Raw genomic sequence first — 25338 nt, forward strand, 5'->3', positions numbered from 1 at the left:
TCGATCCACTCTCATTGGAAGTGACCATGACTTCAACGCAGCAGCCCGTCGCAACACCGCCCGCGGGATCACATCCCGCGGGCGGGTCGCGCCCAACTCCCACCCAAGCCGTTCCCCTGCGGCATCCGGGCCGCTGGGTGGCGGCCATCATCGTCGCGCTCTTCACCACGAGTCTGCTCGTCTCGATCGCGCAAAACCCGAACCTCGACTGGCCGACCGTCGGAGAGTACCTCTTCGCTCCGCTCACCCTCAGCGGCCTCGCCACCACCCTCTACCTCACCGTGGCAGCCATGGTGATCGGCCTGAGCGGCGGCATCGTCGTTGCTGTGATGAGGATCTCGCCGAACCCTGTGCTGCAGGTTGTCAGCGGCCTTTTTGTCTGGGTTTTTCGTGGAACACCCGTGCTTCTGCAGCTAATCTTCTGGGGCTTTATCGGAGCCTTCGTGCCCAAGCTCGTGATTGGTATCCCCTTCACGAGTATGGAATTTTGGTCGGTGTCCACTTCGGACATCATCCCCGCAACGGTGGCCGCGCTGCTTGCCCTCGGACTCAATGAAATGGCATACGCCTCGGAGATCGTGCGCGCTGGCATCCAGTCGGTCGACCTGGGACAAACCGAAGCCGCACACTCCCTAGGCATGTCGCCGGCCAAAACACTGCGGCGAATTGTGCTCCCACAGGCGATGCGAGTCATCGTGCCCCCGATGGGCAACGAGGTTATCACCATGCTGAAGACCACCGCGCTCGTTTCAGTAATCGCCGGTCACGACCTCATGTCCAACCTGCAAGCCGCCTATGCCCAGAACTACAAAATCATCCCACTGCTGGTCGTCGCTGCCATCTGGTACCTCGTGCTCACCAGCGTTCTCAACGTGCCGCAAATGTGGCTCGAACGCCGCTACGGCCGCGGAGTCGCGGGGCGCCGTGTCGGCGTGGCGGGATGGTTCCTACGCCTTCGGAAGAATGGAACGAAATGACAAACCCCATGGTCGAAGCGATCGACGTGCACAAGCGCTTCGGATCACTCGAAGTACTGAAAGGCATCAACCTCGCGGTTGAACAGGGCCAAGTTGCGTGCCTTCTCGGGCCGAGTGGGTCGGGCAAGTCCACCTTCCTTCGCTGCATCAATCACCTAGAGAAAATCGACGCCGGAACGATCCGGGTTGCTGGCGACACCGTCGGCTACGCCGAGCGCGGTGGCCGCCTGCACGAGCTCCGCGAAACCGAGGTCGCTGCTCAGCGACGACGTGTCGGGATGGTGTTCCAACGCTTCAACCTGTTTCCTCATATGACCGCTCTGGAAAATGTCGCTGAGGCCCCGGTGCAGGTGCTCGGCCGATCGAAGTCCGACACCCGCCGTCGCGCGCTTGAGCTGCTCGATGAAGTCGGTCTCTCGGATAAGGCCGACGTGTATCCATCTGCTCTGTCTGGCGGTCAGCAGCAACGCGTCGCGATAGCTCGCGCGCTGGCGATGGAACCCGAGCTGATGCTGTTCGATGAACCGACATCAGCATTGGATCCGGAACTTGTCGGCGAAGTTCTCGATGTGATGCGTAGGCTGGCCGAATCCGGGATGACGATGATCGTGGTCACCCACGAGATCGGCTTCGCCCGCGAAGTGGGAGATGTCGCCGTGTTTATGGACGAAGGTGTCATCGTCGAAACTGGTGACCCTCAAACGGTCCTTGTCGATCCTTGTGAAGAGCGCACCCGATCCTTCCTCTCCAAGGTGCTCTAACGATGACGGAATCCATCATCGCTGTGCCGACCGCCGAGATTCTTCTCAGTTCTGCACGCTCACTCGACCACGCCTTCCGCCACGACCTCGCCGCGCTTGTCGCGATCGATTCTGGCTCCCAGCACGCTGCTGGCGTCGAAGCAGTCGCCGTCTGGTGCACCGAACGTCTCGCTCAGGAGGGCTTCTCCGTGTCGGCTCACGAGACGGAACCGGTCGGCGGACAAGCCTACGGCCCCGTGATCATCGCCCGACTAACAGGCACGGGCACGAACCGCGTCCTTCTCTTTGCCCACATGGACACAGTCTTCGACCAGGGAGAATCGGCGAAACGCCCCTATAGCGAGCATGCCGGACGCGCGTATGGTCCTGGCGTCAGCGATGACAAGGGTGGCATCGCGGCCGCGTTCGCCGCTGCGAGGGTGTTAGCCGACTCGGGTTGGGATGGTTTTGGGGAACTCGTCATCGCTCTAACCCCCGACGAAGAGGTGGGCTCACCCGCAAGTCGGGCCATTCTGGCGCAACTTGCCTCGACGAGCGATGTCGCTTTCTGCATGGAATGCGCGCGCGAGAATGGGGACATTGTGGGGTCGCGCAAGGGAGTCGCCGATGTGCACATCGACGTGCGGGGCCGCACTGCGCATTCGGGAGTGGAACCAGAGCGAGGGGTCAATGCGGCTGTGGAAGCGGCGCACCTTCTCCTCGAATTGCAGGCGTTGTCGGGATCAGCCCCAGGCCTTTCAGTTAACGTTGGCACCATTGCCGCAGGGAGCAGGGTGAACATTGTCCCTGGTTCAGCGCAATTGACCGTTGAGGTGCGCGCCGAGCGCATTACTGATCTGGTCGGGGTCCTCGATGCCATTGACGAGCGCGCACGAACGCCACACGTCTCGGGCGCGGTAATCACCGCGAAACGGCTGGATGTCTGCCCTCCCTTAGAAATCGATTCGACACGCGATCTCGCACGCATCGCAACTAGACTTGCCGCCGACCTGGGCGTGAACCTTCAAGTTGCGGCGACCGGTGGAGTATCCGACGCGAACTTTGTCGCGGCGACCGGAGTTTCAACCCTCGACGGTTTGGGCCCCATCGGAGGAGGAGACCACACCGACGACGAGTGGATCGACCTGACCACGGTTCCCCAGCGCGTCGCCCTGCTTTCAGCGCTTATTGTCGAGGTCTCGCGCTACGATGATGAGAGTTCGAGAGGGGCACGATGACGTCAGAAGAACACGTGTCTGTCACTGAGAGGATCCGCCGCGGAATGGGTGATTGCACCCCCGCTGAACGTAAAGTTGCCCGGGTTCTGCTCGCCTCTTCGCCGTCGGCAGGGTTCGAGACTGTTGCCAAACTCGCCGCTCGTGCTGGCGTAAGTGGTCCGACGGTGGTGCGGTTCGCCGTTCGATTCGGCTTTACCGGTTTTCCGGAATTCCAACAGGCGATGCGAGATGACCTCGACCAACGTTCCGCGTCACCCATGGCGATCTACGACCGCGACCTGTCGGCGTCCGGCGCGAGAAATGCGGAGGAAACGAGCATTCTCGCCCGAGCAGCCGAGACAACCACTCGTGCCATCGCCGGCACCTTCGCTGAGGTCGCTCCTCACGATTTCGAAGCCGGTGTCGCCGCTCTCGCTGGCGCTCGTGGTCAGGTGTGGCTGGCCGGTGGCCGCTTCGGTGGCCTCTTCGCACGGTATCTGGCGCAGCATCTTCAAATGCTGCGGGCGGGCGTCACCCTCCTTCCGGAGGAACCCAGCGCGCGCGCCGCGGCCATGACCGGCATCGGTCGCGCCGACGTCCTTGTCCTGTTTGACTACCGCCGCTATGAGGAGGGAACGCGTGCACTGGCGACTCGGGCCGCGACGCGTCACACGCCCGTCGTACTTTTCACCGATTCGTGGCTCTCGCCGATAGCGTTAGATGCGACGGTGGTGCTCGCCAGCCAAACCGATTCGCCTTCCCCGTTTGATGCAATGAGCCCCGGTTTGGCTCTCGTCGAAGCGGTGATTGCCGGATGCCTCGAATCGTTGGGCGATCCCGCGACCGAACGGATGCGCCGGACGGAAGCGACTGCCGACGAACTGGGTCTCTACTAGGAGCACGATTCTGGGGAGAACCTGCCGTCTGCGGCGATGGCGGGAATTCGAGCACCGTCGAGGGTATTGGCATAGATTGGAGCAGCGGATGTCCCTTGGCTGCCCTCGTACCTTCACCCGTTCTCACCGACAGGATCCCACTGTAAACGACACGTCTAACTCAGTCGACTTCTGGCTTATAGGCCAAAACGTGTGGATGGGGTCGGGCGAGTCATGCTCGGCCGGCCCATCCTGATCTGGCCCAGAGGACTTCTTCGGCTTATAGGCCCAAAAGAGTGGATGGTTCGGGCGGGTCAGTGGCTGCCGGCCCATCCGTTTCGTAGCCAGAGGCCTTCTTCTGCTGTTAGCGCGGTGTCATCGAGGGCTGGGCCGTCGGGTTCCTCGGCGGTGTGGTTGGGTGCTTTAGCCGCGTCGTGTGTGGTGAGTTCAGAGCGCTGTCGATGTCGCGGTCGTGGAGGGTGAGGTACCACTCGATGGCTCGTCGTCGGTGTTGTTCGTTCATGCCGCGGTGGCGACGCAGCAGTGCACGGATCTGGCTATTGATGCCGACCTCTAGGCAGCTGGTCGTGCGGGGGTTGTGGGTCAGGTGCCGGGTGATGTTCGTCTGCAGGGGGAACAAGCACCGCTGATGTTTCGTCTCGGGCCAGACTGTTGCTAGCACTGTGGGTAGTCCTGTGCCGCCGTCAGAGACGAGAACCTCAGGTGTGGGATCTGTTCCAGCGGAGCTGTCCACGCAGCAACAGATCCCCCACTCGACCATTGCCAGGTCAGCACGTTGCCAGTCTCATTGATCGCGATCAGCAGACCCTCTTGTCTTGTTGGGGTTGGTGGTCGCCTGAGGGTTCGCAGAAATCGACGCTGCCGCAGCAGGAACAGATTGCCGCACGGGGTTGAAAAGTCCACACCAGCGGGACGTGACCAGACCTGCGAATCAGCCGATGCCCGCACCCCACAGGAGCCTATGCTTTAGCTGCTAAAGTAATTGCATGACTTCAACCATTGCTCTGTTTGGCGCGACCGGCAAGACCGGTCGCCGTGTGCTCGATCAAGCTCTAGCGCAGGGGCTCTCGGTGCGCGCACTCGCGCGCGACCCCGCCAAGATCGCCGTCGTTGATGATCGACTCACCGTAATTCAGGGGGATGTGCTCGATGCACGGTCCGTCGATCGTGTGGTGGAGGGAGCGGATGCTGTGCTCAGCGTTGTCGGGCATGTGAAGGGCTCCCCAGATGACGTTCAGGCCGCTGGCACCCGGCTGATCCTCGAAGCGATGAAGCATCACGGGATCACCCGGATCGTGACCCTCTCGGGCGGAGGCTTGCGCGCCGAGGGCAAGGACCAGCCGAAACTTCCTGATCGAATCATCCGTGGCCTCCTAAAGTTGCTGGCAGGTCAGGTGCTCGCGGATGCCGAAGCACACTTAGAGCTCTTGAAGCAGAGTGGGATGGAGTGGACGGTCGTGCGCGGGCCGCGCCTGACTGAAGAGCCGGGAACAGGCTCGTACGGGGTCGGCTGGGTGGGTGGCGACAGCACCACAAAGATCAGTCGCGACGACCTCGCTAAGTTTCTCATCGCCCAGATTGACGATCGCCAGTACGTGCACGAGATGCCGTTCGTCAGCGCCCGATGAGCGCCGGCGAGGCGGCTGTCGACCCAGTGCGTACCGTGCTCGGGGCTGTGGCATCGCTCAGTCGAGTGCTGTCGTCAGAGCAGCGGCGTCCCTTCGAAGGCCGGGTACTGACCGGCACACAACTGGCGGTGCTGTTCTTCCTCGCCCGAACGTCGTCCGGCCTAACCCCTGGGCGGCTCGCGGACCTCCTCGCTGTGTCCGCCGGTGCTGTCACTCAACTGGTCGACACGCTCCGGACGAATGGGCAGGTCGACATAGGAGTCAACCCCGATGATGCCCGCTCGCGCATCATCGTGCTTTCCCGCGCCGCTCGCGACGAGGTCGAGCACTTCGAAGGAGCCACCGCCGAACGCCTGCGACCCAGATTCGCAGCCTTAACATCGGCCGAATTGACGACACTCGCCGACCTCATGAATCGCATCACGACGGAGAAGAACTAATGACCGGAAGTGTTCTAGTGACCGGCGCGAATGGCACCGTTGGCGACGCCGTGACGGAGTTTCTACTTAAGCGCGGAGCATCCGTGCTCGGTGCCGTGCGCAACGCTGACGATGCGGCTCATCTTCGTGAGGGCGTGGATGCGCGCCACTTCGATTTCTCTATGTCGCCATCTGAACTCGATCAGGCGCTGGAGGGATGCGACCGACTATTCCTGATGCGACCTCCCGCAATCGCCGATGTGCAGAAGTACTTGTTTCCGGTCATCGATGCTGCCCAACGTCGTGGCATCCAACAGATTGTGTTCCTGTCGTTGCAGGGTGTGCAACAGAACCGCAGCACCCCGCACTACGCCGTCGAGCAATATTTGAAGAGCACTGGTGCGCCGTATACGTCGCTGCGCCCCAACTTTTTCATGCAGAACCTGTCTACGACCCACGCGTCAGAGATCCGTGACGAGGATGACGTCTTCGTGCCCGCCGGGCACTCGTTCACCGCGTTCATCGATGCCCGCGATATCGGTCGCGTTGCCGCGGCCGTGCTCACCGAACCCGGTCACATCAAACAGGCATACACGCTCTCGGGCGAGCAGAGCCTCACGTACCGCAACGTCGCTTCCATCCTTAGCGACGTGCTCGGGCGAAGCATCCACTACCGGCGACCCAGCGAGACCGAGTATCTCTCCCGCCTGCACACTCAGGGCAAACCCGACGACTACATTGCCGTGCAGAAGATGATCTACCGCATCGTGCGGTTTAACATCTCCGCCTTCCCCAACCGAACAGTCCGGCGCCTCACCGGGCAGCACGCCACTACTTTTCGCGAGTTCGCGGAACGCGAGCGTTCAGCCTGGGATCAGTGACCCCAGCCGCCACGTTCAGGCGGTCCACTCGCCGGTCAGCTTTACCCAGCAAAGCCACGTCGTCGAGATTATGCGAATTGGAGGCAGCTCCGACAAACCAAGCCTCAACTCACCATCCCGTGAACAGGAGGTGTTGCGCGAGCAGCGCGAAGAGCAGTTGGGTTGCGAAGATTCCTTGACGGAGGTGTGGGGGGACCCACGCGGTGGCGATCAGAATCCAGGGCACGAAGGGTAGCCAAATTCGTTCAACTTCTCCTTTGCTCATTCCCGAGAGGTCGGCAAGCAACACGGAGGTGAGTGCTGCGGCGGCCAACCACATCACTACCCGGTCCTGTGCCACGTTATTCCTGAAGTGGCGAAGCCGGGACGCTGTTGAGGCGATGGAGGCACCCAGAACGGGGCCGGCGCTGATCGCGAGGGCTGCAACGTTTGCCCAGATCCAGTACTCAAGTGGTCGACGGGTTGCAATGCCATCCCAATAACGCTCGACTATCACGGGGTACGCCTCCCACCACGCAAAACCAGCTATGGCGAATGCGACTGCCACAATCGCTGCGGAGGCGAGAGCCCACGGTAACGGTCTCCAATCCTTTGCCACGACAAGGATCACGATCGCGAGCACACCGATCAAGATCAGACCGTACGACAAGAAAACACAGAATCCCAAAATGAATCCGGCAGCCACACCCCAGCCAGCCACCGCCCGATTTGATTTCGCCGAGGCAGCCATTGCCAGCAGACACAGCCCCCACGCAGCGAATGCCGTAAACATCCCATCGGCCGACACGGCCATCCAAATCGCCGCGGGGCCAGCTACGAGAAAGGGAGCAGCAGCGCGAGCGTGAGACTCCGCATCCAATTGTCGAAGCGTCACCAGAACGGCAACCGGAACAGAAGCGCCAAGCACGATGACGATGATGCCCGCTGCCAGCCAATTCCCGAGCCTCCATTGCGCCAACACCCAAAAGAACAACAGTGCGCCGGGCGGATGGCCAGCAACATGCGTCGGCCAGTTGTTGGTGGCGTCGAGGGGGATGCGCGAAATGTACTCCTGGAGCATCACCCCAACATCGGTAACCCTGCGCGCAACAGGGAGATATTCGTGACCGCTGTTAAGAATCGCGCCTAACCCCGACGGGCCATCGACGAGAGCGAGGCTCGCCAGCCACAATAGAGATGCGGCGAAGCTCGCTGGCAATAATGTAGTCCAGGATGCTCGTGAGGCCGCCGCGCTTCCCCAGCGGATGAGAATAATCGCAAGAACAATCGCGGGAATAGTTCCCGGCCCGACGTGGGGCATCCACAGCGCGTGCAGCGGTGGAAAATGATTCGCATAGACGTTCCAGCCGGTTAGCGCGGGAATCGTTATTGCGACGGCAATAAGCACAATCGCCGCAGCCAAACCCCAGAGAGCTGTTGGCCCTGGGCGCGGAGACGCTAGGTGTCGTTTCTGCCGCACCGTGTTGTCGCGCATCCGATCGACCAGTGCTTAGGCGCAGGGAAACCACGCGGCGGCAGCGTCAGCTCTCATCCGGTACTCGATAAATTCTGCTCGCACCTGATCGATCGCGTTCTTAAGCGGAAAAATCTGACGAGTGACCAATTGGTCATCGTGATCGGCGGCCACCGGATGCCAATAAACTCCCTCCGCCGTGATGGTCACTTCGGGGATGAGTGTTTCGACGGTGAGTTCGAGCCCTGATTCTGAGACCCCGCGGTGGGCAAGCGCACGAATCACCTGATCTTCACGCGAAATACCGATCGAATCAAGGAACGCATGAAACGGCTCAAGTTCATGGATCTGTTCTGCGGGAAGAGTCGCGGCTACTTTCACCCGGAACCCTTCCTCATGAGCAATTCGGATGCCGTTAACGGCGCGCTGCCATGAGCCCGTACCGCGGTGGCTGTCGTGTGCTTCGGGGGTGCCGGAGTCGAGACTAATTTGCAGAGTTACCCGCTCGCGGTCCATTGCCCGCAATCGCTCTAGTCGGTGACCCTGAAAGAGCATTCCGTTGGTCAGGAGGGTCGTGGGGAGATGAACGGCACAGGCCGCAACCACTTCATCGATGTCGGGCAACAGGAATGGTTCGCCGCCAGTAAGGATCAGCTCTTTCACCCCAGCCTCCACCGCCTCGGCAGCGAGCTGAGCAACACGGTCAACCCCCAACGCACGCCGTTCCGTTTGTGGAGACGATCGCACACAGCAGTAATCGCAGGCCAAATTGCAGTCGAAGTTGGTGTACATCCACAGCCGTGTGCCCGGCAACTGGTCGGGGTCGATCCCGGCGAGAGGGTCAGGTGCCCGACCGTGTCGCACTGTCGCCTCGTGGGCTGTCGCCGAAATAAGTTCATTGCCGGTGCGCTCACACCAACCGGCGATGGTGGCCGTAGCCGCGGTCAGATCTGCTTCAATCCCGCTCAACGCCACTGTGAACGTTGCGCCAGTCGGCACCGTCTTGGCACGCTCGACGAGATCTAGAACCAGCATCGCATTTACCATCGTGGCGTAATCCCCTGAGTCTCGACTGCCTCAAACAGCGACTTGTAGCCCTCAAGCTTGGGTAAGACCCACTGCCTGAGGCCTTCCATCTCGAGGATGGGGCGGTGCACCGGGTTCTCCCAATCCATCGCCAACAGCCGGTCAACCCACGGCTGCACCCGCTCATCAGTGAGGGTGTCGAGGGCAGTGAAGTTGCAGTGGCTGTAGGTCGGAGACTGCCAAAAGATCTCAAAGGCGCCGGGCATCAATTGATCGCGCCCAATCGCCTCCCACGTGTTGATACCGATTGCTGCAGCATCCGCTTGGTCATCGAGAACCGCGCGAAGGGCGTCGAGTTCACTGCGACCCGTATCGCCATGCTTTCCGACATCACTATTGATGCGCAGAAAATCAATATCGCCTTCCGCGAGACCTGCTTCGGCCAGAAAATGCACGGGAAGAATAGCCGCTTGGGCAGAATCCTTCGAGCCAAGCGCGAGTCGGCGACCTCGAAGGCTCTCGAGGTCTTTCATGCCGGCACCAGCCCGCGCCACAAACATCGTCTGAAAAACAGTGTCAGTATCGCGAGTGGCGAGCGCCACACAGTGGCCCTCGGTCTGCGCCACCGTACGCACCCACGCCAAGTTCGTATTCCACGCGATGTCGATCGTGCCATCGATGAGGGCATCAACTTGCCGACCGTAATTCGAGAACAAAATGAAGTCCATCGGAGTATCGGTTTCGGCGAAATAATCGCGGATACCTTCCCAAATTGTCACGACGTTTGGCGTATAAGCGACAGCACCAATGAGTAACGGTTTCACAGAGGAGTTTCCTTTCACAGCGCAGAAGATGAGCGATCGGCGAGCCAGACGCTCACCAATCCGATACCGAGACCACCAAACAACGCGACCGTTGAAGCGTCACCAGCGAGAAAATTGATTGATTGACCGAGCTGAAATAGCTGAAGAAGAGCGGCAGTGACAATACCGATGCCCGCTATCAGGCCCAGAATGGGGCGTTTCAGCGCACCGCCAAGAATCGCGACAATGCCCACAACTGCCAACACTGCAACGCTGACGCCCCGTACATGGATGAGGTTGAACGGTGCACCCAGGGGAGCAGTAATGACAAAAATGAGACTCACGATCGCTGCCGAGCCCAGCACTATCGTGGCCAGGTGATTGCGATGCTCACTCATGATGCCCTCACCAACACTCGCGCTAGTGGTCGCTTCGAGGGCAACCAACGGGGACGCAAAATGCCATCGATTCCGAAGTGTCGACCAGCAGCGGTAGCGAACAAAACTACGTGCGCCAGCAGCATCAAGTAGTACGACCAGTGCCACTCGTTCGGAGTATTCAGCACTGACAGCGTGATCGCGATTGTCTGTGCGATGCCGATCAGAGCCCACAGTCGAGTCGCTAGGCCAATGAGGAGGAACGCTCCCAGGGCGGTTTCGGCAAGCAGCACGCCCCATCCGAAGATTTCGATATTGGGGAGAAAGATCGTCTCAACGAACCAGGAGTAAGGGGCGAATACTGGGTAGTCGACGGCGTGAGTCGCCCAAAAGTAAAGTCCCTTATCGGCTTCACGCCCGAAATCGGGGGGAACTTTCCACGCCGCATTCTGCATCCAGAGCACAGCAACGCCGATTCGTAAGAGCGCTAACGATGCACCGGAAAAGCGCGGCCCTGTGCTGTAGAGAGCGCGGCCGCTGACAGGACTCGCTGTCGTCGCGTTCATGGAGTTCCTTTCCGCTGGAGCCATTCAACTCCGCGTCGGGGGTCGCACGGAAGGCAATTTCCTTACGGAGTGGTGACGACTACTCCAGTTTCTTACGGAGTTCTTACGGTTGAGCCAGAATCACCCCACTGTTCGCCAGTGCTCAATACGCTCAACGCGGGTCGAGCTGCGGCCCATCGTCGCTCAAGGAGAAAGAACATGGCGTCACGATTAGATGCAACGGCGTGGAGACCAATCCACACCCGCATTGCAACTGCGCTAGGAATCGGGTGGATGCTCGATGCTTTTGAAGTCCAAATAATCGGGTCAGTAATCCCGGGCATCCAGAAAGAATTCTTGCTCGATAGCACCCAATCGGTGTGGATCAATATCGTGTGGTTTGGCGGTATCGCACTCGGCGCTCTCGGCTTCGGCTACTTGGCGGATCGAATAGGTCGAAAGCGTCTCTTTGTCGCGACTCTCATCCTCTATTCCGTTGCCGCTATCGCTACGGCGACAGCTCAAGACTTCACACTTTTCATCCTGTTTCGCTTCATCACAGCACTGGGCGTTGGCGGCGAATATTCGGCGGTTACCTCAGCGATCTCGGAGTTCACCCCGGCCCGCAACCGGGGACGCAGCAATGGACTCGTGATGAGCTTTTGGGCTGTTGGCGGAATTCTTGCGAGCTTCATCTCGATTGTGATCATCTCAACCCTCAATCTGACGTGGCGCTACACCCTACTTTTCGGTGTAGTTAGTGCGCTCTATGGGCTCCTCGCGCGCAGGCTTATCCCTGAATCTCCACGGTGGCTTGCCTCACACGGCAGGCTGAAAGAAGCGGATGACGTCGTCACCAACATCACGGGAATCTCCAGCCCGAATGGCTACGTCGAGCTGGCCGGAGCTTCCTCCGGAAAATCACGACTCCACGAACTGTGGTCGCGCTATCGGGGGCGATTGCTCTTCGGAATGGCTCTCGATTTCTCCGAAGCAGCTGGCTATTACGGCCTATTTACCGCCATGAGCATCCTCGTTTTCTCGGCTTCGACTGGTGCAGTTCCCGTCGAAGATGGTGCCCTGCCGTACTACTTCCTGATTGCTAACTTCGGGGCGCTCGCCGGTGGCATCCTCGTATCCTTCGCTCTCGACAAGATCGGTCGAAAACCTACTGTCACATTCTCGTATGCTCTCGCCGCAGTGAGCATGGTCGGGTGTGCGCTGGCCGCTGCCACCGGCTCCGTCTTCGTCGTCGTCGCGGCGTTCACTATCGCGGCGTTCTTTGCCACCTGCGCGTGGGTGTCTGCCTATCCAACGTTTTCAGAATTGTTTCCCACACACCTGCGCGCAACCGGGATTGGCGCCGTTATTGCGGTTGGACGTATCGGCGCGATCATCGGCCAGGTCGTTCTTGCTGTCGCCGCAACGGTGTGGGGCATCGGTGTGATGTTCAGCATCCTGGGCCTCTTCTGGCTCATCGGTGCAGCCGCTGGCGCAATCTGGTGGAAGTTCGGAACAGAGGCTCGCGGGGTCAGCTTGGAAGTCTTATCCCCTGGGCGAAAGGCCAACGTCTAAAGAGTGACAAAGTGAAGACGGTCGGGGCGCCCGAGCATGAAGCCCTATCGCGCTGGCGACCCCGAACCTATTCTTATGACGTGAGTACCCCAGCCACCGTGACCCGACAAAACCGCGAACGCGCGGATCGTCGAGTTCTGGTCGTCGAAGATGACCCAACGGTGCTTGAAGTTACGAGCACCTACCTTCGGGCGGCCGGCTTCATCGTCAACACCGCGATTGATGGTTTTGGCGCACTTGACGCTGCGGAACGATTTCACCCCGACCTAATTGTGCTTGACCGGATGCTGCCAGGAATCGACGGGTCTGAAGTGTGCCGCCGCATCCGAAGCCGGGGTGATGTACCCATTATTTTGCTGACCGCGATGGGATCACCTGATGAGAGGATCGCCGGTCTTGAAGCAGGCGCAGATGACTACATCTCGAAACCATTTTCCCCCAGAGAGCTCGTCCTCAGGGTGCAGTCGATCCTTCGCCGCAGCATTGGCGACCTTACTCCGGAGGCTACTTTCTCGCTGGGTGAATTCACGCTCGATGCCTCGGCTCATAGCATCGTGCGTGCCGGGGAAGAATTGGCTCTCACCGCACGCGAGTTTGACCTTCTTGCGTTCTTACTCAAGCACCCCGGCCAAGCGTTTAGCCGCGAGCAACTCCTCAAATCTGTGTGGGGATGGGAATTCGGTGACTTGTCGACGGTGACGGTTACCGTGCGACGCCTGCGCGAAAAGATCGAAACCGATCCCACCCATCCAACAATTCTCGCGACCGTCTGGGGCGTCGGATACCGTCTCAATTTTTCGGAGACACCATGATCGCTTTCGCTGACCTTTTCGCGATCGTGGGGATTGCAATCGCTTCCGCCGCTGCAGTGGGCGCTTTGGGCATGCTTGCGTTGCGGCTTACTCGGCGTTCGCCGATCTGGGCACAAATTTGGGTGATCGTGTTGTCAACGATCGCCGCGATGATCGTTGGCATGACCTTGGCCGCTGGGGCCATGTACGTTTCGGCCCATGACTTACTCGTGCTGTTCTATGTCGCAGGCTTTTCCGGGCTGTTTTCGCTGGGAGTCGCCTTCGCTCTTGGCCGAACATTTTCACGAAACAGCCGACGGCTCCTAGAGTTTGTGCGCACCTTGAGCAATGACGGATCGGCGCAGGTGCCTTCGGCTCGCACGGGCAACCCTGAGTTCTTCGAACTCGAAGTCGAATTAGCGCTAGCAAATTCTCGACTTGCCGAGGCGCGCACGAAACTCAATGCGGTCGATGCATCCCGCCGCGAATTTTTCGCGTGGATCTCTCACGACCTCCGAACCCCCCTTGCCGGATTGCGAGCAATGACGGAGGCTCTCGACGACCAACTCGCTGACGACCCGCAAAGGTTTCACCGACAGATGCTCTCTCAGGTAGACCAACTTTCGGCGATGGTCGACGACTTGTTTGAGCTTTCGAAGATTCAATCCGGCACACTGACGTTGAACGTTCAACCAGTATCCCTTTACGATCTTGTCAGTGACGCGGTAGCTGAACTTGGCCCTGTCGCGCGCGCCCGCTCAGTGACAATTGCCGAAGCTCTTCAGGCAGACTCGACCGTAGCGGGGGATGCTCGTGAACTCTCGCGAGTAGTCGGAAACCTGTTAATGAACGCAATTCAGCACTCGCCACCGGGCAGCGAGATACGCATTGCGACTCTTCTCGGGGTAGGAAACGACGCTGTGTTGACTATTGAGGATGCCGGCGGTGGGATTCCCGAGCACGACCTGCCCAATATTTTTGATGCCGGATGGCGGGCGACCGCATCCCGCACCCCTGAGCGTGAATGGTCGGTCGCTTACAGCGCGGGCGCAGGTTTGGGGCTAGCGATCGTGCATGGAATTGTCACCGCACACCGGGGAGAGGTGTCAGTGCGGAATATTCCCGGTGGGTGCCGGTTCGATGTCAGCCTGCCGCTACATGAACCAATCGCCGCTTAGCGTCCAATAACGTGCATCGTCGCGAAGAGCTGCGCGAAACGCGTGTGCGGAGCGTCACTTGCAACGGCAACAGCATCCGCGTAGGTGTCAACGTCGCTCAGTGGATCGAGTAGCCCCACTCGCAGCCCCGCCTCGTGCAACCGAGCAAGTTGACGTGCACCAGTCTGGTCGGTCGACATGGCGACACCCCGGATCAGGTCACCACGCGGTTCGCGCATCCCGATCGCCCAAAAGCCGCCGTCGTGGGCGGGGCCCAGCCAGGCATCAACATCGTCTGGCCACGATTCGCAGGCGGGCTCGAGCAGCGCTTCGGTGAGCTGGGGCGTATCCATGCCAATCAGGAGTGTGGGTCCGGTGCAGTGCTCGAAGAGTGAGGCCAGTCGCTCATCGAGCCCGCCAGATGACTGCGCAAGAACTTGCATGTCACCGGCTGATTTCGGAACTTCGGTGCCCTGATAGTAGAGGATGCGTCGGTCGGCACGAACGTGTGCGATAGCAGCGATGGTGTCGTCGATACAGGCTGCCGCCAGTTCGGCGGCCTGCGCGAGGCTCAGTGGAGGACTTAGTCGGGTTTTTGAATAGCCAGCACGTGGTTCTTTCGCAATGACAACGAGGGTGACGAGAGGGCGTGGCGCAACGGTGTTTGGCATTAGCGCGCGCTCCTTGCTTCGTAACCTGCGGTTCGCTGCCGCGCGCGTTCGGCCGCAAGCAGGCGTGACATATCGCGCACCGCGGTTATCGTGCCGCGGGCTGTGCCGGTGACTTTGGACTTCCCCAATCGTGGTGAGTACGGCACATCGATTTCGAGCACTCGCCAACCAGTAGCGACACCTCGAAGAAGAGTTTCGAGGGGGTAGCCGCTGCGGCGATCTTGCAAGTCAAGAGCGAGCATGGCGTCTCGTCGTGCGGCCCGCATCGGCCCGAGGTCGTGCAATGGAACGCCGGTGGCTCGCCGCATCAGCACGGCGAGTGCTGCGTTAGCGATTCTGGCATGCACTGGCCAGGCGCGAGCGTCAGTCGGTCGTCGGCGCCCCAGGACGAGATCGCTTGTGTCGTCGAGGATTCTCGCGGTTAGCAGAGGGAGGTCGGCCGGATCCATGGAGGAATCCGCGTCGCAGAAGGTGACAATGGGTGCCGTGGCCGCAAGCAACCCGGCGTGGGCGGCGGAGCCAAACCCACGCCGCGGCTCGCTGATAACGGTTGCACCATGTAAGCGGGCGACTTCAGCTGAGCGATCTGTTGACCCATTGTCGACAACGATGGCGTGGAACCCTGCGGGCAACCGACTGAGCACCCACGGCAACGCTTGTTCCTCGTTGAGGCAGGGGAAGATCACGTCGATGTGTGGGGTGCCCACGACATCACCGCTTCGCAGCTGCTGCGCGCAACGGTGCGGTCGCAAACTCCCGCATACCCTCGTCGAATGTCACCAATGGCGACCATCCGAGTTCGATGCGAAGCCTCTCTGACGACGCTGTGATGTGGCGGACGTCACCGAGTCGGTATTCACCAGTGATGACGGGTGAGCGACCGCCAGAGTGAGTGCTGAGCTGTTGCGCGAGGTCACCAATAGTGTGCACCGTGCCACTGCCAACGTTGAACGCTCTGAATGCTCCGGGAGCGCTGAGAGAACTCCAAGTGAGGGCGGCAAGGTTCGCCGACGCGACATCTCGCACGTGAACAAAGTCACGCCGTTGCTTGCCATCCTCGAACACGTGGGGTGCTTCTCCGCGCTCGATTGCGCTGCGAAAGAGCGACGCAACCCCGGCGTACGGAGTGTTGTGCGGCATCCCCGGTCCGTAAACGTTGTGATAGCGAAGAGCGGCGGCAACTCCGCCTGTTGTGCGGGCCCACGCACTGGCAAGGTTCTCTTGGGCCAGCTTGCTTGTTGCATAAACATTTCGAGGGTCAAGTGCAGAATCTTCGTCGATGAGACCCGGGACGAGTTGCTCCCCATTGGGGCCGAGCGGATCGAATATGCCCGCATCGAGATCTTCTCCGCGACGCGGTGCCGGGCGCAAAACTCCAGCGGAGGAGCGATAGGCACCCTCGCCGTATACGACCATTGAACTTGCCACCACTAACCGATGCACCGAGGTGCGGGCCAATGCTGCCAGAAGCGTTGCGGTGCCTAGGTCGTTCGAACTGATGTAGTCGGGCGCATCATTGAAATTGATACCTAACCCCACTTTGGCTGCCTGATGGGAAACCGCGTCGATTCCTCTCAAAGCGGCTGAAACTGTATCGCTATCACGCACGTCGCCGCGGACAAACTCGACGTCATCCGAAAAGGAAGGAACGCTGCCGTGTACGTCATCGCGTAACGAGTCGAGGACCCGAACCTGCCACCCGGCTTTGAGCGCAGATTGCACGACAGCTGAGCCAATGAATCCAGCGCCGCCGGTTACCAACAACCTCATTGTGGACGCCTAGCGAGCACGGCCTCGACCTCGCCCGGTGCGATGAGTTCGGCGGCGGAATAGTCGGAATCGATCGTCGCAACGATTTTTTCGATCACACGGATGATTCGTGGCTGGGCTTCCTTGAGACGCGCAAACACCAGTTCAGCGCTCAATTGTTCATCAGATACCGTCGCGTCGCTATCGGTGATGTATGCAACGTTGATGGTTCCGATATTCAACTCGGCTGCGAGCGGAACTTCGGGATACAAGGTCATGTTTACGAGGTGGCCGCCCATGCTGCGGAACCATTGCGACTCCGCGCGCGTGGAAAAACGGGGGCCCTGAATCACCACGACCGTGGCCTGAGTTGTCACTTCATCGCCCGTGGCGGCGACGGCTAGCGCGTGGAGCGACGGACAGAACGGGTCGGATGAAGCTAGATGTTGCACGCTGCCACGGTCATAGAACGTCGCGGCTCGGCCGTGCGTTCGGTCGATGTACTGGTCGGGGAGAACGAGCGAGCCGATGGGGAAGTCGGGATGCACGGCGCCGACGGCAGCCGTTGAGACGATGGCTCGTACACCAACTGAACCGAGAGCCCAGATGTTGGCGCGGTAGTTTATGAGGTGTGGCGCGACGGAATGGCCACTGCCATGGCGCGGGATGAAAGCCACCATGCGCCCGCTTAGCCCCCCAAAGGACACCGTTGCTGGGCCGTAGGGTGTTTCGATATATTCCTGCTCCGCGTCGTCGGGGCCGAAGAGCGAGTACAGTCCTGATCCGCCGATGACAGCGAGTGATGCGCGCAGTGTGGTCACATTTGAGTTTCTCCTGTAGCGCGCCAGTCTGCGAGAAATTTCACCAAGCTGTCACTGCTTCGTAAGGTGCGGACTATGGGAAACGATTGATGCATCTGATGCGTCGAGCTGCAGGCCCCTGGTGGGCAGTGGAGGCCCAACTTCGAAAACCTGGATTTGAACCGGGTCTATCATCCGAGTGATGTCGCTGAGGTTCTGTTGCACGACATATTTCTTCAGAAACTGTGATGTCTCAGGACATCGGTAACGGTTCTGCCCCAATAGGTCGGTGACAGTTCTGGGGGTCTTAGTGGTGACACTTCTGATCAATGTTTGAGGGATGAGCCCTGTCCAACCTGTTGATCCTCGTGTCCGTCTTGCAATCGCCCGGTGGCCTGATGATGCGCTTCGGGGGTCGGTGACGACGTTCTGTCTCGAGCACGAGATCGCGCGGAAGACGTTTTATGCGATCCGGAAACGAGCGCGGTCGGAGGGCCAGGCTGCAGCTCTTGAGCCTCGCACCCGTCGGCCGACTGCGAGCCCGAACCGGATCTCGGATGAGGTGAAGGTGCAAGCTGTCGGCGTTCGTGCCGCTCTTGAGCAGTCGGGTTTGGATCATGGCCCGATCCGTGTTCACGAGAAGATGCGCTTGTTGCGGATGGAGCCGGTGCCAGCGGTCTCGTCGTTGGCGCGGATCTTCCGCGACGCCGGGGTTGCCCGGGTGGAGCCGAAGAAGAAACCGCGGGCGTCATATCGTCGGTTTGTTTATCCGGCGCCGAACGCGTGCTGGCAGCTTGATGGCACCGAATATGTGCTCACGGGTGTCCGCAAATGCGTGATCTTCCAACTCATCGATGACCACTCCCGCCTCGCTATCGCCTCCCATGTTGCGTGGGGTGAGAGCTCGGCCGGTGCGATCGCCGTCGTGACGAAAGGCATCACCGCGCACGGTGTTCCGCAGCGATTGCTGAGCGATATCGGGGCGGCGTTAAACCCGTCCCGACGCGGGGTCCTGGGTCAGTTGGTGGGCTATGTCACCTCGCTCGGGGTGGAGCCGATCACCGGCAAACCCTATAAACCGACCACATAAGGCAAGAACGAACGCTTCCACCAGGCCCTGTTCCGCGTTCTCTATAAGCAGCCCCTCGCGGCGAGTCTCGAGGAGTTGCAGGAGCAGGTTGATCGCTTCGGTGAGATCTATAACACCGAGCGTCCGCACCAAGGGCTGCCCGGTCGGATCACACCTCAGCAGGCTTGGGAGGCAACACCGAAAGTCGAACCGCCCCGCCCGACACCCAGGCCTGCTGCGATCCTGCCTGACGGTGTTCGGTTGACACGCATTCGAGACAACGGGACCGTCTTCATTCGTGGGATCTGCTTCCAAGTCAGCGGCACCCTGTTCGGCACCCTCGCCTACCTCGTCAAGACAGACGCTTCCCTGATGGTCTTCGACGACCAAGGCACCCTGCTCATCGAGCAACCCTGGCCGGCGCCCGGAACCAAATACGTCGGCAGCGGCCGACCCCACGGACCCCGCGGGCCACGCAAAACTCGCTGAGTGTTACCGATGTCCTAAGACATGAAGTGTTACCTATGTCCTGAGGCAGAACTGTCACCGATGTCTTGAGACATCACACTCTTGTCGAGTAATAGTCAGGTTAACCGTGCCCACATTTCACCCACACTTGGGGAGCACCCCAGTCAACTCGCGGCATTGGAGTCGCGCCAAGTCACCAGTGGTTTGCAGTGATTTTCGCCACTTCCGCATAGTTCTGCGGGAATGGTTTTCGACTACGGATCAATAGGCCGGGGGTTCAAATCCCTCCGGGCGCACCAGTGTCCTGTCTCAGGACATCGGAAACCGTTGAACCCCTAGGGTTCAGCGGTTTTCTTGGTTTTGGGGTTGGTAGTCCTTGGCGGGGTCGAGGGTCAGTTCGCGTAGGAGTTCGCCGGTGGTCGCGTTGATGATGTGGATGTTTTGGTCTTGGATCAGCATCAGCACGGGGGTTCGGGCGTGGGTTCGTCCGATGCCGATGTGGTGCAGTTTTCCGTTGTGGCGCAGGGTGAGTTTTCCGTTGCTATCGATGATGTCGTGCCGGATCCGGTTGTGTTGTCCGGCTCTGCTGCCGGAGGGTGTTGCTTTCGGGCGGGCGGCGTATGCGGCGGCTGGGGTGATGCCCGGTAGTGAGCGGTGGGGTCGCTGGGTGTTGTAGTACTTCCGGAAGTCATCGAGCTGTTGCTGGAGTTCGGTGAGGGTGGTCGCGCGGGGTTTCCCGGCTAGGGCCTTCTTCATGGTTTGTTGAAATCGTTCGACTTTGCCTTGGTTTTGTGGGTGGTTGGGGTGTCCGTTCTTCTGTTCGATGTTCCTATGGTGCAGCTCGGTCTCGAAGATGTTGCGGCCCTTGCGGAAGCGGGCGGTGAAAACGAGCCCGTTATCGGTCAGAGTGGCCGCTGGTGGGCCGAAGATCGTTGCGGTGGCACGGAATGTGGTCAGCACTGCGGTGACGGTCACCGGGTGGTGTGCGGTGCAGCTGAGGGCGTAGCGGGAGTGGTCATCTAGCCAGGTGAGGATCTCGATATCGGTGCCATCGGCTAGCGCCCAGTGGGTGAAGTCGGATTGCCAACACTGGTTGGGGAGTTCTGCTTGAAAGCGAATGTATGACGACTTTGGGCGCTTCTTAGGTTCCGGGGTGATGAGTCCTGCACGGTTCAGGGTGCGCCAGATCGTCGAGGCAGACACCGTCAGTCGGTGGTGGTGTTTCAGGTGCCAGGCGATGGTGTGAGGGCCGGCATCCATCCCTTGGATGGTGAGGTTGTGGCGCAGGTGCAGGATGAGATCGATGCTGCCGGCCGGGATTGCGTTCGGGGTATTGCGGGGGGCGGCGGGAATGTTGCTCGAACGCGGCCTCACCCTCGATCCGGTAGCGGGCAACAAGTTTGCTGACCCACCCTTTTGAGATCCCGTAGTCGCGGGCGACTTCGGCTTGGGTGCGGCCCTCGAGAACAACGGCGGTGATGACTAGGCGAGCTATCGACATGATCCACTGTGTCGTGACGAGAGTTTCCTATGTCTTGAGACAGGGGTTTCCTATGTCCTGAAACCACACACCTCCGGGCGCACCAGCTGAAAGCCTCACATTCGTGTGGGGCTTTCGTCGTTAATCGATGCCCTACGTACGCGTGTGCATTCTGGGTGCGCGAAGCCTCCCGTAGTCTCCGATGCGCGAACTCCCTATCCCGAACCTGCGTACGGTTCCACTCCTTGTCGACGCCATTAGTCGCGGTCTACTTCGCAATGCAAGATAATTTTTGGCTGATTTTGGCAGTGGACAAAGGAATGCACTTCGCCCAGAATGGTGCCAAGACGTTTTGCCAAAACGTTTTATCATCGATATGATGATCTCAATCACAGCGCGTAGCAATGCTGCTACCAAAGAATGGAGTCGAAGTGATGAAGCTTCGCAACATGCGCGGCACCCGTGCCGCATTACTCGGAACGGCTGTCCTCTCAGTGACGGCGCTCGCACTCTCCGGGTGTGGGGTCGGCGGCGGAACGAGCGGAAGTTCGTCCGACGAACTAACAGTTCTCGTCGAAGGCGGTGGGCTCGCAGAACTTCAGCCGATCGCTGACTTGTACAAAGAAGAGACCGGAACGACCATCAAGCTCGTCGAACTGCCATACGACGGACTCTATGACCGCATCCAGACCGAACTAGGCTCCGGCAGCGTTTCGTTCGACATCGCAGCACTCGATGCAATCTGGCTCAGCGCATTCGCTGACGGTGTCGCGCCTCTTAACGACCTATTCACTGACGATGTGAAGTCAGACCTTTTCCCTGGCCTCGTCTCAGAGGCGCAGGTGGGAGGTAACTACGTCGGAATGCCGATCTTCACCAATTCCGAGATTCTCTACTACCGCACTGATCTTTTCAACGATGCGAAGAACAAGACGGACTTCGAGGCAGAATTCGGCTACGCGCTTACCGCACCGACTACGTGGGAGCAGTACACCGATGTCGCAAAGTTCTTCACTCGCGACACAGACGGCGACGGACAGATTGACCTGTACGGTACCGACGTAAAGGGTGCTGTTGAGACTGAGTGGCTAGCGACTGTTTCTCAGGCTGGCGAGAGCCAGATGGTGCTTGACCCCTCGAACGGCGAAGTGACAATTGACAGTGCCGAGCATCTCGAAGCGCTGAATTTCTACACGAGCCTGCTTCCTTACGCTCCGGCTGGCGCTTCGCAGCTCGATTGGGCAGGATCGCAGAACCTCTTCTACCAAGGCAACTTGGCGATGATGCGGTTCTGGGGTCACGCATACACGCAGACCCCTGACGACGCTGCAGTGAAGGGAAACATTGGTGCCGCGCCAATGATCGCGGGACCGGGCGGCGTTGCAGGCGTACCTGGCGCGTGGTACCTCTCCGTGCCGACCGCAACCACTAAGCAGCAGCAAGCGAAAGACTTCATCGCATTCGCGTATGAGAACAACGAATTGTCGGTAGACACCTCGCTGGGTCTCGTCTCGCGTATCTCTGCATTCGAATCTCAGGCCGACGTTGAGGGCAGGGAGAACTACCCAGCAATCCTCGCCACGCTCAACTCGCCCGCGACGTTCGCGCGGCCAGCAACACCGAAATGGCAAGAGATTGTCAACACGGTACTCACCCCGATGATCCAGAAGGCTGTTGAACCCGGTGCTGACAACGCCGCGCTTCTGAAAGAAGCTAAGGCGCAAATTGAAGCGATCATCAAGTAACTAGTTTTGCAACCTAGGGGCAGCTCGTGCATCTGCGGGCTGCCCCACTATTCGACTCGCTCAAAGGACTCGCATTCATGCGCCTCACCGACAGACGGTTCGCTTTACTGCTGATGGCACCGGCCGCCGCCTTTCTCGCAGCATTCGTACTGTGGCCTCTCATCCGATTTGTATCGAACAGCTTTTACGAGATTTCGCCCATCGCCGGGGGCCCCCGAGTTTTTGTGGGATTCGACAATTTCGCGACCGCGTTCGCGTCGACGGCTTTTCAGGGAGCGGCCTTCCGCACAGTTATCTACACCGTCGTGGTCGTCGCCCTTGAGTTCGCAATTGGGTTGGCGGTGGCGCTCATATTTGCCTCACTCGGAAGCCGCTCCGCTGTTTTCCGCACCATATTCATGTATCCGCTCATGATTGCGCCCGTCGTCGCCGGGCTGTTGTGGCGCTTCCTTCTCATCGACAATTTCGGCATCATCAACGAACTTCTTCGCCAAGCAGGAATCCTGCAAACCAATAGTCAGATCGGATGGCTCAGCGATCCGAACATCGCATTGTTCTCGGTCGCGCTCCCCGACGTCTGGCTTACTACGTCCTTCATTACTCTTGTGCTGTTTGCTGGCCTTCAGAACATCCCGGGAGATGTAATCGAAGCGGCGAAATTGGATGGTGCTCGCTTCTCCACCATGCTTTTCCGCATCATCATTCCTCTACTGCGACCGGTGATCGCCGTAGCGCTTATTGTTCGAGGAATTGATGCGGCACGTGCATTCGACATCATCCTCATCCAAACCAACGGTGGCCCTCAGGAGAGCACAACAACGTTGAGCCTTCTGGTCTATCGGACCATGACACGCTATGGCGACCCGGGACTCGCGAGCGCAATGGGAAGTATCTATCTCGTCGCAATGCTCGTGATTGCCACCGCAGCGATTTACGCAATCTGGCGCCCAGGGAGTGACAAATGATTGGCATTGAAACTAACCGGCGTTCGTCGCGGCTGATCCTGTGGACTCTTCTCGGCGTTGTGCTTGTGATCTATGGGTTCCCGTTCTTATACCTTTTGTTCACGTCCTTCAAGGCTCCACTCGACGCGATAGCTGTGCCACCCTCTGTGTTGCCTTCGATATGGACATTGGAAAACTACGTAACGGCGCTCAGTAAAGATGGGGTCGTTGCGGCGCTGATAAACAGCACTGTGACTGCCGTGCTGAGCACAGCACTTTCTCTCGTACTTGCAGTACCCGCGGCCTACGCGATCACTCGGTATCGCACACCTAGTGGTCAAGTGTTCGTCATGGCGGCGCTTGTCACCCGCATGGTGCCGACCATCGCGGTGGGAGCCCCTCTTATAGAGACGATGCGGGTTCTCGGAATAAGTGACACGTCCCTTGGGCTTGCCATCGCGCACACCACCCTGTCGCTTCCCCTCTCTATCTGGCTGATGGCGAGCTTCTTCGAAGCGGTTCCTGATGAGCTCGAAGAAGCGGCGCGCGTCGACGGCGCTTCTCGAATCGGAGCGTTATGGCGGGTTGTCATCCCCGTGGTCTCGGGCGGCCTCGCCGTCACGGCGATCTTCGCATTCCTCGCGTCCTGGAACGAGTTCCTTTTCTCGCTGCTCCTCACCTCTGTTCGGGCGCAGACGACGCCAATCGTGATCGCCAATTTCCAAACGCAGTTTGGTCTGGACTGGGGAGGGATGACGGCGCTTGCCGCGATTTATTCGATCCCTGTCATCCTGCTTACCCTCTTTTTGCAGCGCCACATTGTCGCGGGGCTCACGCTAGGGGCCGTGAAAGGATGACGAGCGAATCTAAAGGAAGAGGAACCGTGTCAGGGAGAAATATTGGCATCCGGGATGTCGCCGAAAAGGCCGGTGTCTCGGTCACGACGGTCTCTCACGTCCTGAACAACACACCGCAAATGCGTGTCGCAGAGGAGACTCGCGCTCGCGTGCGTGACGCGGCGAAAGCCTTAGGTTACGGCCCCAATCGCATGGCTCAAGCGCTACGCACCAACAAATCAGGGCTCATCGGCCTGCTCAGTGAAGAGATCGCAACAACCCCGCACGCGGGCAGGATCATTCTCGGCGCCCAGAACGCGGCACGCGAACATGACCTGACGTTGGTCATCATCAATACGGAGCGCGAAGCGGGCGACTCGCACCGGGATGACGTTCAGGCTTTGCTCGATCGACAAGTGGAGGCGGTGCTGTACGCAACGATGTACCACCGCGAAGTCTCGCTCCCGCCCAACCTCCTTGGCTTGCCCGCGGTGCTCATTGACTCGACTGACAGGGCAGGTATCGTGCCTGCCGTTGTACCAGACGAAATCGGTGGCGCGATTGCCGCGGTCACGCACCTCGTCGATGCCGGGCACAGACGTATCGGCTTTCTCAACAATGACGACGACGTCCCCGCTACCCGCGAACGCCTCGTCGGCTACAAGCAAGTGTTGGAGCAGAACGGCATTCCGATCGACGAGAAGTTGATCCTCAGTGCACCGTCCGAGACGCTTCCCGGATACGAAATTGCTCGAGAAATCCTCGCTAGAGACGACCGTCCATCCGCTCTGTTCTGTTACAACGACCGGATGGCAATGGGCGCATACCGCGCCGCGACTGAACTGGGTCTCAACATTCCGGGTGACCTCTCAATCGTGGGCTTTGATAACCAGGAGCTGATCGCGGCGAACCTCTTTCCTGGACTGACGACCGTCGCGCTCCCTCACTACGAAATGGGTGCGTGGGCTGTTGAGACGCTCGTTAATCTTCTTCATGGTGAAGCCGAATTCACAACCCCCACCGACGGGCCCACTCGCCTCGACTGTCCACTAGTCGTTCGCGGTTCAGTCGCGAAACCACGAGAGAACTGA

At 59.6% G+C, this 25338-nt stretch carries 24 protein-coding genes and 2 pseudogenes; 15 read left to right on the forward strand and 11 right to left on the reverse strand.

All coding sequences use genetic code 11. The annotated features are described in order from the left end of the window. Positions 1 to 26 precede the first annotated feature (26 nt). Genes AC1ENN_RS01610 through AC1ENN_RS01625 form a run of 4 tightly spaced genes read left to right on the forward strand, consistent with a single transcriptional unit; the run spans position 27 to position 3830 of the window. Positions 27 to 977: an amino acid ABC transporter permease gene (locus tag AC1ENN_RS01610; protein WP_480406519.1), complete on the forward strand. Its 951-nt coding sequence runs from the start codon at positions 27 to 29 to the stop codon at positions 975 to 977. Next, a complete protein-coding gene (locus tag AC1ENN_RS01615; RefSeq protein WP_480406520.1) occupies positions 974 to 1738 on the forward strand; it encodes an amino acid ABC transporter ATP-binding protein in 765 nt (254 codons plus the stop codon). Before AC1ENN_RS01610 ends, AC1ENN_RS01615 begins: the two co-directional genes overlap by 4 nt. Positions 1739 to 1740: 2 nt before the next feature. Continuing rightward, complete coding sequence (locus tag AC1ENN_RS01620) at positions 1741 to 2955, forward strand: M20/M25/M40 family metallo-hydrolase (RefSeq protein WP_480406521.1); 1215 nt, start codon at positions 1741 to 1743, stop codon at positions 2953 to 2955. Continuing rightward, positions 2952 to 3830: a MurR/RpiR family transcriptional regulator gene (locus AC1ENN_RS01625; RefSeq protein WP_480406522.1), complete on the forward strand. Its 879-nt coding sequence runs from the start codon at positions 2952 to 2954 to the stop codon at positions 3828 to 3830. The genes AC1ENN_RS01620 and AC1ENN_RS01625 overlap by 4 nt, the downstream gene beginning before the upstream one ends. A 343-nt stretch (positions 3831 to 4173) precedes the next feature. Here AC1ENN_RS01625 and AC1ENN_RS01630 read toward each other — a convergent pair whose 3' ends face one another. After that, positions 4174 to 4563 (reverse strand): hypothetical protein, encoded by a 390-nt coding sequence (locus AC1ENN_RS01630; RefSeq protein ID WP_480406523.1) that lies wholly within the window; start codon positions 4561 to 4563, stop codon positions 4174 to 4176. A gap of 253 nt (positions 4564 to 4816) precedes the next feature. Between AC1ENN_RS01630 and AC1ENN_RS01635 the strand changes: the two genes are divergently transcribed. From AC1ENN_RS01635 to AC1ENN_RS01645, 3 genes are read left to right on the forward strand one after another with little or no spacing between them, the layout of a single operon-like run. Continuing rightward, positions 4817 to 5458, forward strand: a complete 642-nt coding sequence (locus AC1ENN_RS01635; RefSeq protein WP_480406524.1) for an NAD(P)-dependent oxidoreductase — start codon at positions 4817 to 4819, stop codon at positions 5456 to 5458. After that, positions 5455 to 5898, forward strand: coding sequence for a MarR family winged helix-turn-helix transcriptional regulator (locus tag AC1ENN_RS01640; protein ID WP_480406525.1), 444 nt, complete (start codon positions 5455 to 5457; stop codon positions 5896 to 5898). The genes AC1ENN_RS01635 and AC1ENN_RS01640 overlap by 4 nt, the downstream gene beginning before the upstream one ends. After that, positions 5898 to 6758 (forward strand): SDR family oxidoreductase, encoded by an 861-nt coding sequence (locus tag AC1ENN_RS01645; RefSeq protein WP_480406526.1) that lies wholly within the window; start codon positions 5898 to 5900, stop codon positions 6756 to 6758. The genes AC1ENN_RS01640 and AC1ENN_RS01645 overlap by 1 nt, the downstream gene beginning before the upstream one ends. A 109-nt stretch (positions 6759 to 6867) precedes the next feature. Here AC1ENN_RS01645 and AC1ENN_RS01650 read toward each other — a convergent pair whose 3' ends face one another. From AC1ENN_RS01650 to AC1ENN_RS01670, 5 genes are read right to left on the reverse strand one after another with little or no spacing between them, the layout of a single operon-like run. After that, positions 6868 to 8232: a hypothetical protein gene (locus tag AC1ENN_RS01650; RefSeq protein ID WP_480406527.1), complete on the reverse strand. Its 1365-nt coding sequence runs from the start codon at positions 8230 to 8232 to the stop codon at positions 6868 to 6870. Between the two features lie 15 nt (positions 8233 to 8247). Beyond that, positions 8248 to 9246 (reverse strand): Rv1681 family radical SAM protein, encoded by a 999-nt coding sequence (locus AC1ENN_RS01655; protein WP_480406528.1) that lies wholly within the window; start codon positions 9244 to 9246, stop codon positions 8248 to 8250. 5 nt (positions 9247 to 9251) lie between these two features. Continuing rightward, entirely contained in the window at positions 9252 to 10061 is an 810-nt protein-coding gene (locus AC1ENN_RS01660) for an Rv1680 family SBP-like protein (protein ID WP_480406529.1), read from the reverse strand. Positions 10062 to 10075: 14 nt separating this feature from the next. Beyond that, positions 10076 to 10405 (reverse strand): Rv1678 family membrane protein, encoded by a 330-nt coding sequence (locus AC1ENN_RS01665; RefSeq protein ID WP_480406965.1) that lies wholly within the window; start codon positions 10403 to 10405, stop codon positions 10076 to 10078. Positions 10406 to 10434: 29 nt separating this feature from the next. Then, positions 10435 to 10983 (reverse strand): DoxX family protein, encoded by a 549-nt coding sequence (locus tag AC1ENN_RS01670; RefSeq protein WP_480406530.1) that lies wholly within the window; start codon positions 10981 to 10983, stop codon positions 10435 to 10437. A 198-nt stretch (positions 10984 to 11181) separates the two neighbouring features. Here AC1ENN_RS01670 and AC1ENN_RS01675 point away from each other — a divergent pair, with 198 nt between their 5' ends. The 3 genes from AC1ENN_RS01675 (at position 11182) to AC1ENN_RS01685 (ending at position 14506) form a co-directional block, all read left to right on the forward strand. Beyond that, positions 11182 to 12537, forward strand: a complete 1356-nt coding sequence (locus AC1ENN_RS01675; protein WP_480406531.1) for an MFS transporter — start codon at positions 11182 to 11184, stop codon at positions 12535 to 12537. 80 nt (positions 12538 to 12617) lie between these two features. After that, positions 12618 to 13349, forward strand: coding sequence for a response regulator (locus AC1ENN_RS01680; protein WP_480406532.1), 732 nt, complete (start codon positions 12618 to 12620; stop codon positions 13347 to 13349). Beyond that, positions 13346 to 14506 (forward strand): sensor histidine kinase, encoded by a 1161-nt coding sequence (locus AC1ENN_RS01685; protein WP_480406533.1) that lies wholly within the window; start codon positions 13346 to 13348, stop codon positions 14504 to 14506. Before AC1ENN_RS01680 ends, AC1ENN_RS01685 begins: the two co-directional genes overlap by 4 nt. Here the strand turns inward: AC1ENN_RS01685 and AC1ENN_RS01690 are convergent. Genes AC1ENN_RS01690 through AC1ENN_RS01705 form a run of 4 tightly spaced genes read right to left on the reverse strand, consistent with a single transcriptional unit; the run spans position 14503 to position 17726 of the window. Further along, a complete protein-coding gene (locus tag AC1ENN_RS01690; RefSeq protein ID WP_480406534.1) occupies positions 14503 to 15156 on the reverse strand; it encodes a TIGR04282 family arsenosugar biosynthesis glycosyltransferase in 654 nt (217 codons plus the stop codon). The two genes, AC1ENN_RS01685 and AC1ENN_RS01690, sit on opposite strands and share 4 nt — an antisense overlap. Beyond that, the gene (locus AC1ENN_RS01695; protein ID WP_480406535.1) at positions 15156 to 15863 is read right to left on the reverse strand and encodes a glycosyltransferase family 2 protein; all 708 of its coding nucleotides are present in this window, start codon (positions 15861 to 15863) and stop codon (positions 15156 to 15158) included. Before AC1ENN_RS01695 ends, AC1ENN_RS01690 begins: the two co-directional genes overlap by 1 nt. A gap of 4 nt (positions 15864 to 15867) precedes the next feature. Beyond that, a complete protein-coding gene (locus tag AC1ENN_RS01700; RefSeq protein WP_480406536.1) occupies positions 15868 to 16926 on the reverse strand; it encodes an NAD-dependent epimerase/dehydratase family protein in 1059 nt (352 codons plus the stop codon). Continuing rightward, complete coding sequence (locus tag AC1ENN_RS01705; RefSeq protein ID WP_480406537.1) at positions 16923 to 17726, reverse strand: MTAP family purine nucleoside phosphorylase; 804 nt, start codon at positions 17724 to 17726, stop codon at positions 16923 to 16925. The genes AC1ENN_RS01700 and AC1ENN_RS01705 overlap by 4 nt, the downstream gene beginning before the upstream one ends. A 319-nt stretch (positions 17727 to 18045) precedes the next feature. Between AC1ENN_RS01705 and AC1ENN_RS01710 the strand changes: the two are divergent. Continuing rightward, a pseudogene (locus AC1ENN_RS01710) lies at positions 18046 to 19263 on the forward strand (integrase core domain-containing protein). Positions 19264 to 19584: 321 nt separating this feature from the next. Here the strand turns inward: AC1ENN_RS01710 and AC1ENN_RS01715 are convergent. After that, positions 19585 to 20743, reverse strand: a pseudogene (locus AC1ENN_RS01715) (IS481 family transposase). A 413-nt stretch (positions 20744 to 21156) separates the two neighbouring features. Here AC1ENN_RS01715 and AC1ENN_RS01720 point away from each other — a divergent pair. From AC1ENN_RS01720 to AC1ENN_RS01735, 4 genes are all read left to right on the forward strand, one after another. After that, positions 21157 to 22467, forward strand: coding sequence for an extracellular solute-binding protein (locus AC1ENN_RS01720; RefSeq protein WP_480406966.1), 1311 nt, complete (start codon positions 21157 to 21159; stop codon positions 22465 to 22467). Between the two features lie 77 nt (positions 22468 to 22544). Further along, positions 22545 to 23432, forward strand: a complete 888-nt coding sequence (locus AC1ENN_RS01725) for a carbohydrate ABC transporter permease (protein WP_480406967.1) — start codon at positions 22545 to 22547, stop codon at positions 23430 to 23432. Continuing rightward, positions 23429 to 24268, forward strand: a complete 840-nt coding sequence (locus tag AC1ENN_RS01730) for a carbohydrate ABC transporter permease (protein WP_480406538.1) — start codon at positions 23429 to 23431, stop codon at positions 24266 to 24268. The genes AC1ENN_RS01725 and AC1ENN_RS01730 overlap by 4 nt, the downstream gene beginning before the upstream one ends. A gap of 26 nt (positions 24269 to 24294) precedes the next feature. Continuing rightward, entirely contained in the window at positions 24295 to 25338 is a 1044-nt protein-coding gene (locus AC1ENN_RS01735) for a LacI family DNA-binding transcriptional regulator (protein WP_480406539.1), read from the forward strand.

The sequence above is a fragment of the Rhodoglobus sp. G.S.23 genome, from assembly GCF_056675935.1.

Excerpts from the sequence above, each read along its gene's own strand:
- AC1ENN_RS01655 (WP_480406528.1), bottom strand. The coding sequence starts at position 9,246 with ATGCTGGTTCTAGATCTCGTCGAGCGTGCCAAGACGGTGCCGACTGGC.
- AC1ENN_RS01670 (WP_480406530.1), bottom strand. The coding sequence starts at position 10,983 with ATGAACGCGACGACAGCGAGTCCTGTCAGCGGCCGCGCTCTCTACAGC.
- AC1ENN_RS01690 (WP_480406534.1), bottom strand. The coding sequence starts at position 15,156 with ATGCCAAACACCGTTGCGCCACGCCCTCTCGTCACCCTCGTTGTCATT.
- AC1ENN_RS01675 (WP_480406531.1), top strand. The coding sequence starts at position 11,182 with ATGGCGTCACGATTAGATGCAACGGCGTGGAGACCAATCCACACCCGC.
- AC1ENN_RS01645 (WP_480406526.1), top strand. The coding sequence starts at position 5,898 with ATGACCGGAAGTGTTCTAGTGACCGGCGCGAATGGCACCGTTGGCGAC.
- AC1ENN_RS01615 (WP_480406520.1), top strand. The coding sequence starts at position 974 with ATGACAAACCCCATGGTCGAAGCGATCGACGTGCACAAGCGCTTCGGA.
- AC1ENN_RS01685 (WP_480406533.1), top strand. The coding sequence starts at position 13,346 with ATGATCGCTTTCGCTGACCTTTTCGCGATCGTGGGGATTGCAATCGCT.
- AC1ENN_RS01610 (WP_480406519.1), top strand. The coding sequence starts at position 27 with ATGACTTCAACGCAGCAGCCCGTCGCAACACCGCCCGCGGGATCACAT.
- AC1ENN_RS01625 (WP_480406522.1), top strand. The coding sequence starts at position 2,952 with ATGACGTCAGAAGAACACGTGTCTGTCACTGAGAGGATCCGCCGCGGA.
- AC1ENN_RS01635 (WP_480406524.1), top strand. The coding sequence starts at position 4,817 with ATGACTTCAACCATTGCTCTGTTTGGCGCGACCGGCAAGACCGGTCGC.
- AC1ENN_RS01720 (WP_480406966.1), top strand. The coding sequence starts at position 21,157 with ATGAAGCTTCGCAACATGCGCGGCACCCGTGCCGCATTACTCGGAACG.
- AC1ENN_RS01640 (WP_480406525.1), top strand. The coding sequence starts at position 5,455 with ATGAGCGCCGGCGAGGCGGCTGTCGACCCAGTGCGTACCGTGCTCGGG.
- AC1ENN_RS01700 (WP_480406536.1), bottom strand. The coding sequence starts at position 16,926 with ATGAGGTTGTTGGTAACCGGCGGCGCTGGATTCATTGGCTCAGCTGTC.
- AC1ENN_RS01650 (WP_480406527.1), bottom strand. The coding sequence starts at position 8,232 with ATGCGCGACAACACGGTGCGGCAGAAACGACACCTAGCGTCTCCGCGC.
- AC1ENN_RS01620 (WP_480406521.1), top strand. The coding sequence starts at position 1,741 with ATGACGGAATCCATCATCGCTGTGCCGACCGCCGAGATTCTTCTCAGT.
- AC1ENN_RS01730 (WP_480406538.1), top strand. The coding sequence starts at position 23,429 with ATGATTGGCATTGAAACTAACCGGCGTTCGTCGCGGCTGATCCTGTGG.
- AC1ENN_RS01725 (WP_480406967.1), top strand. The coding sequence starts at position 22,545 with ATGCGCCTCACCGACAGACGGTTCGCTTTACTGCTGATGGCACCGGCC.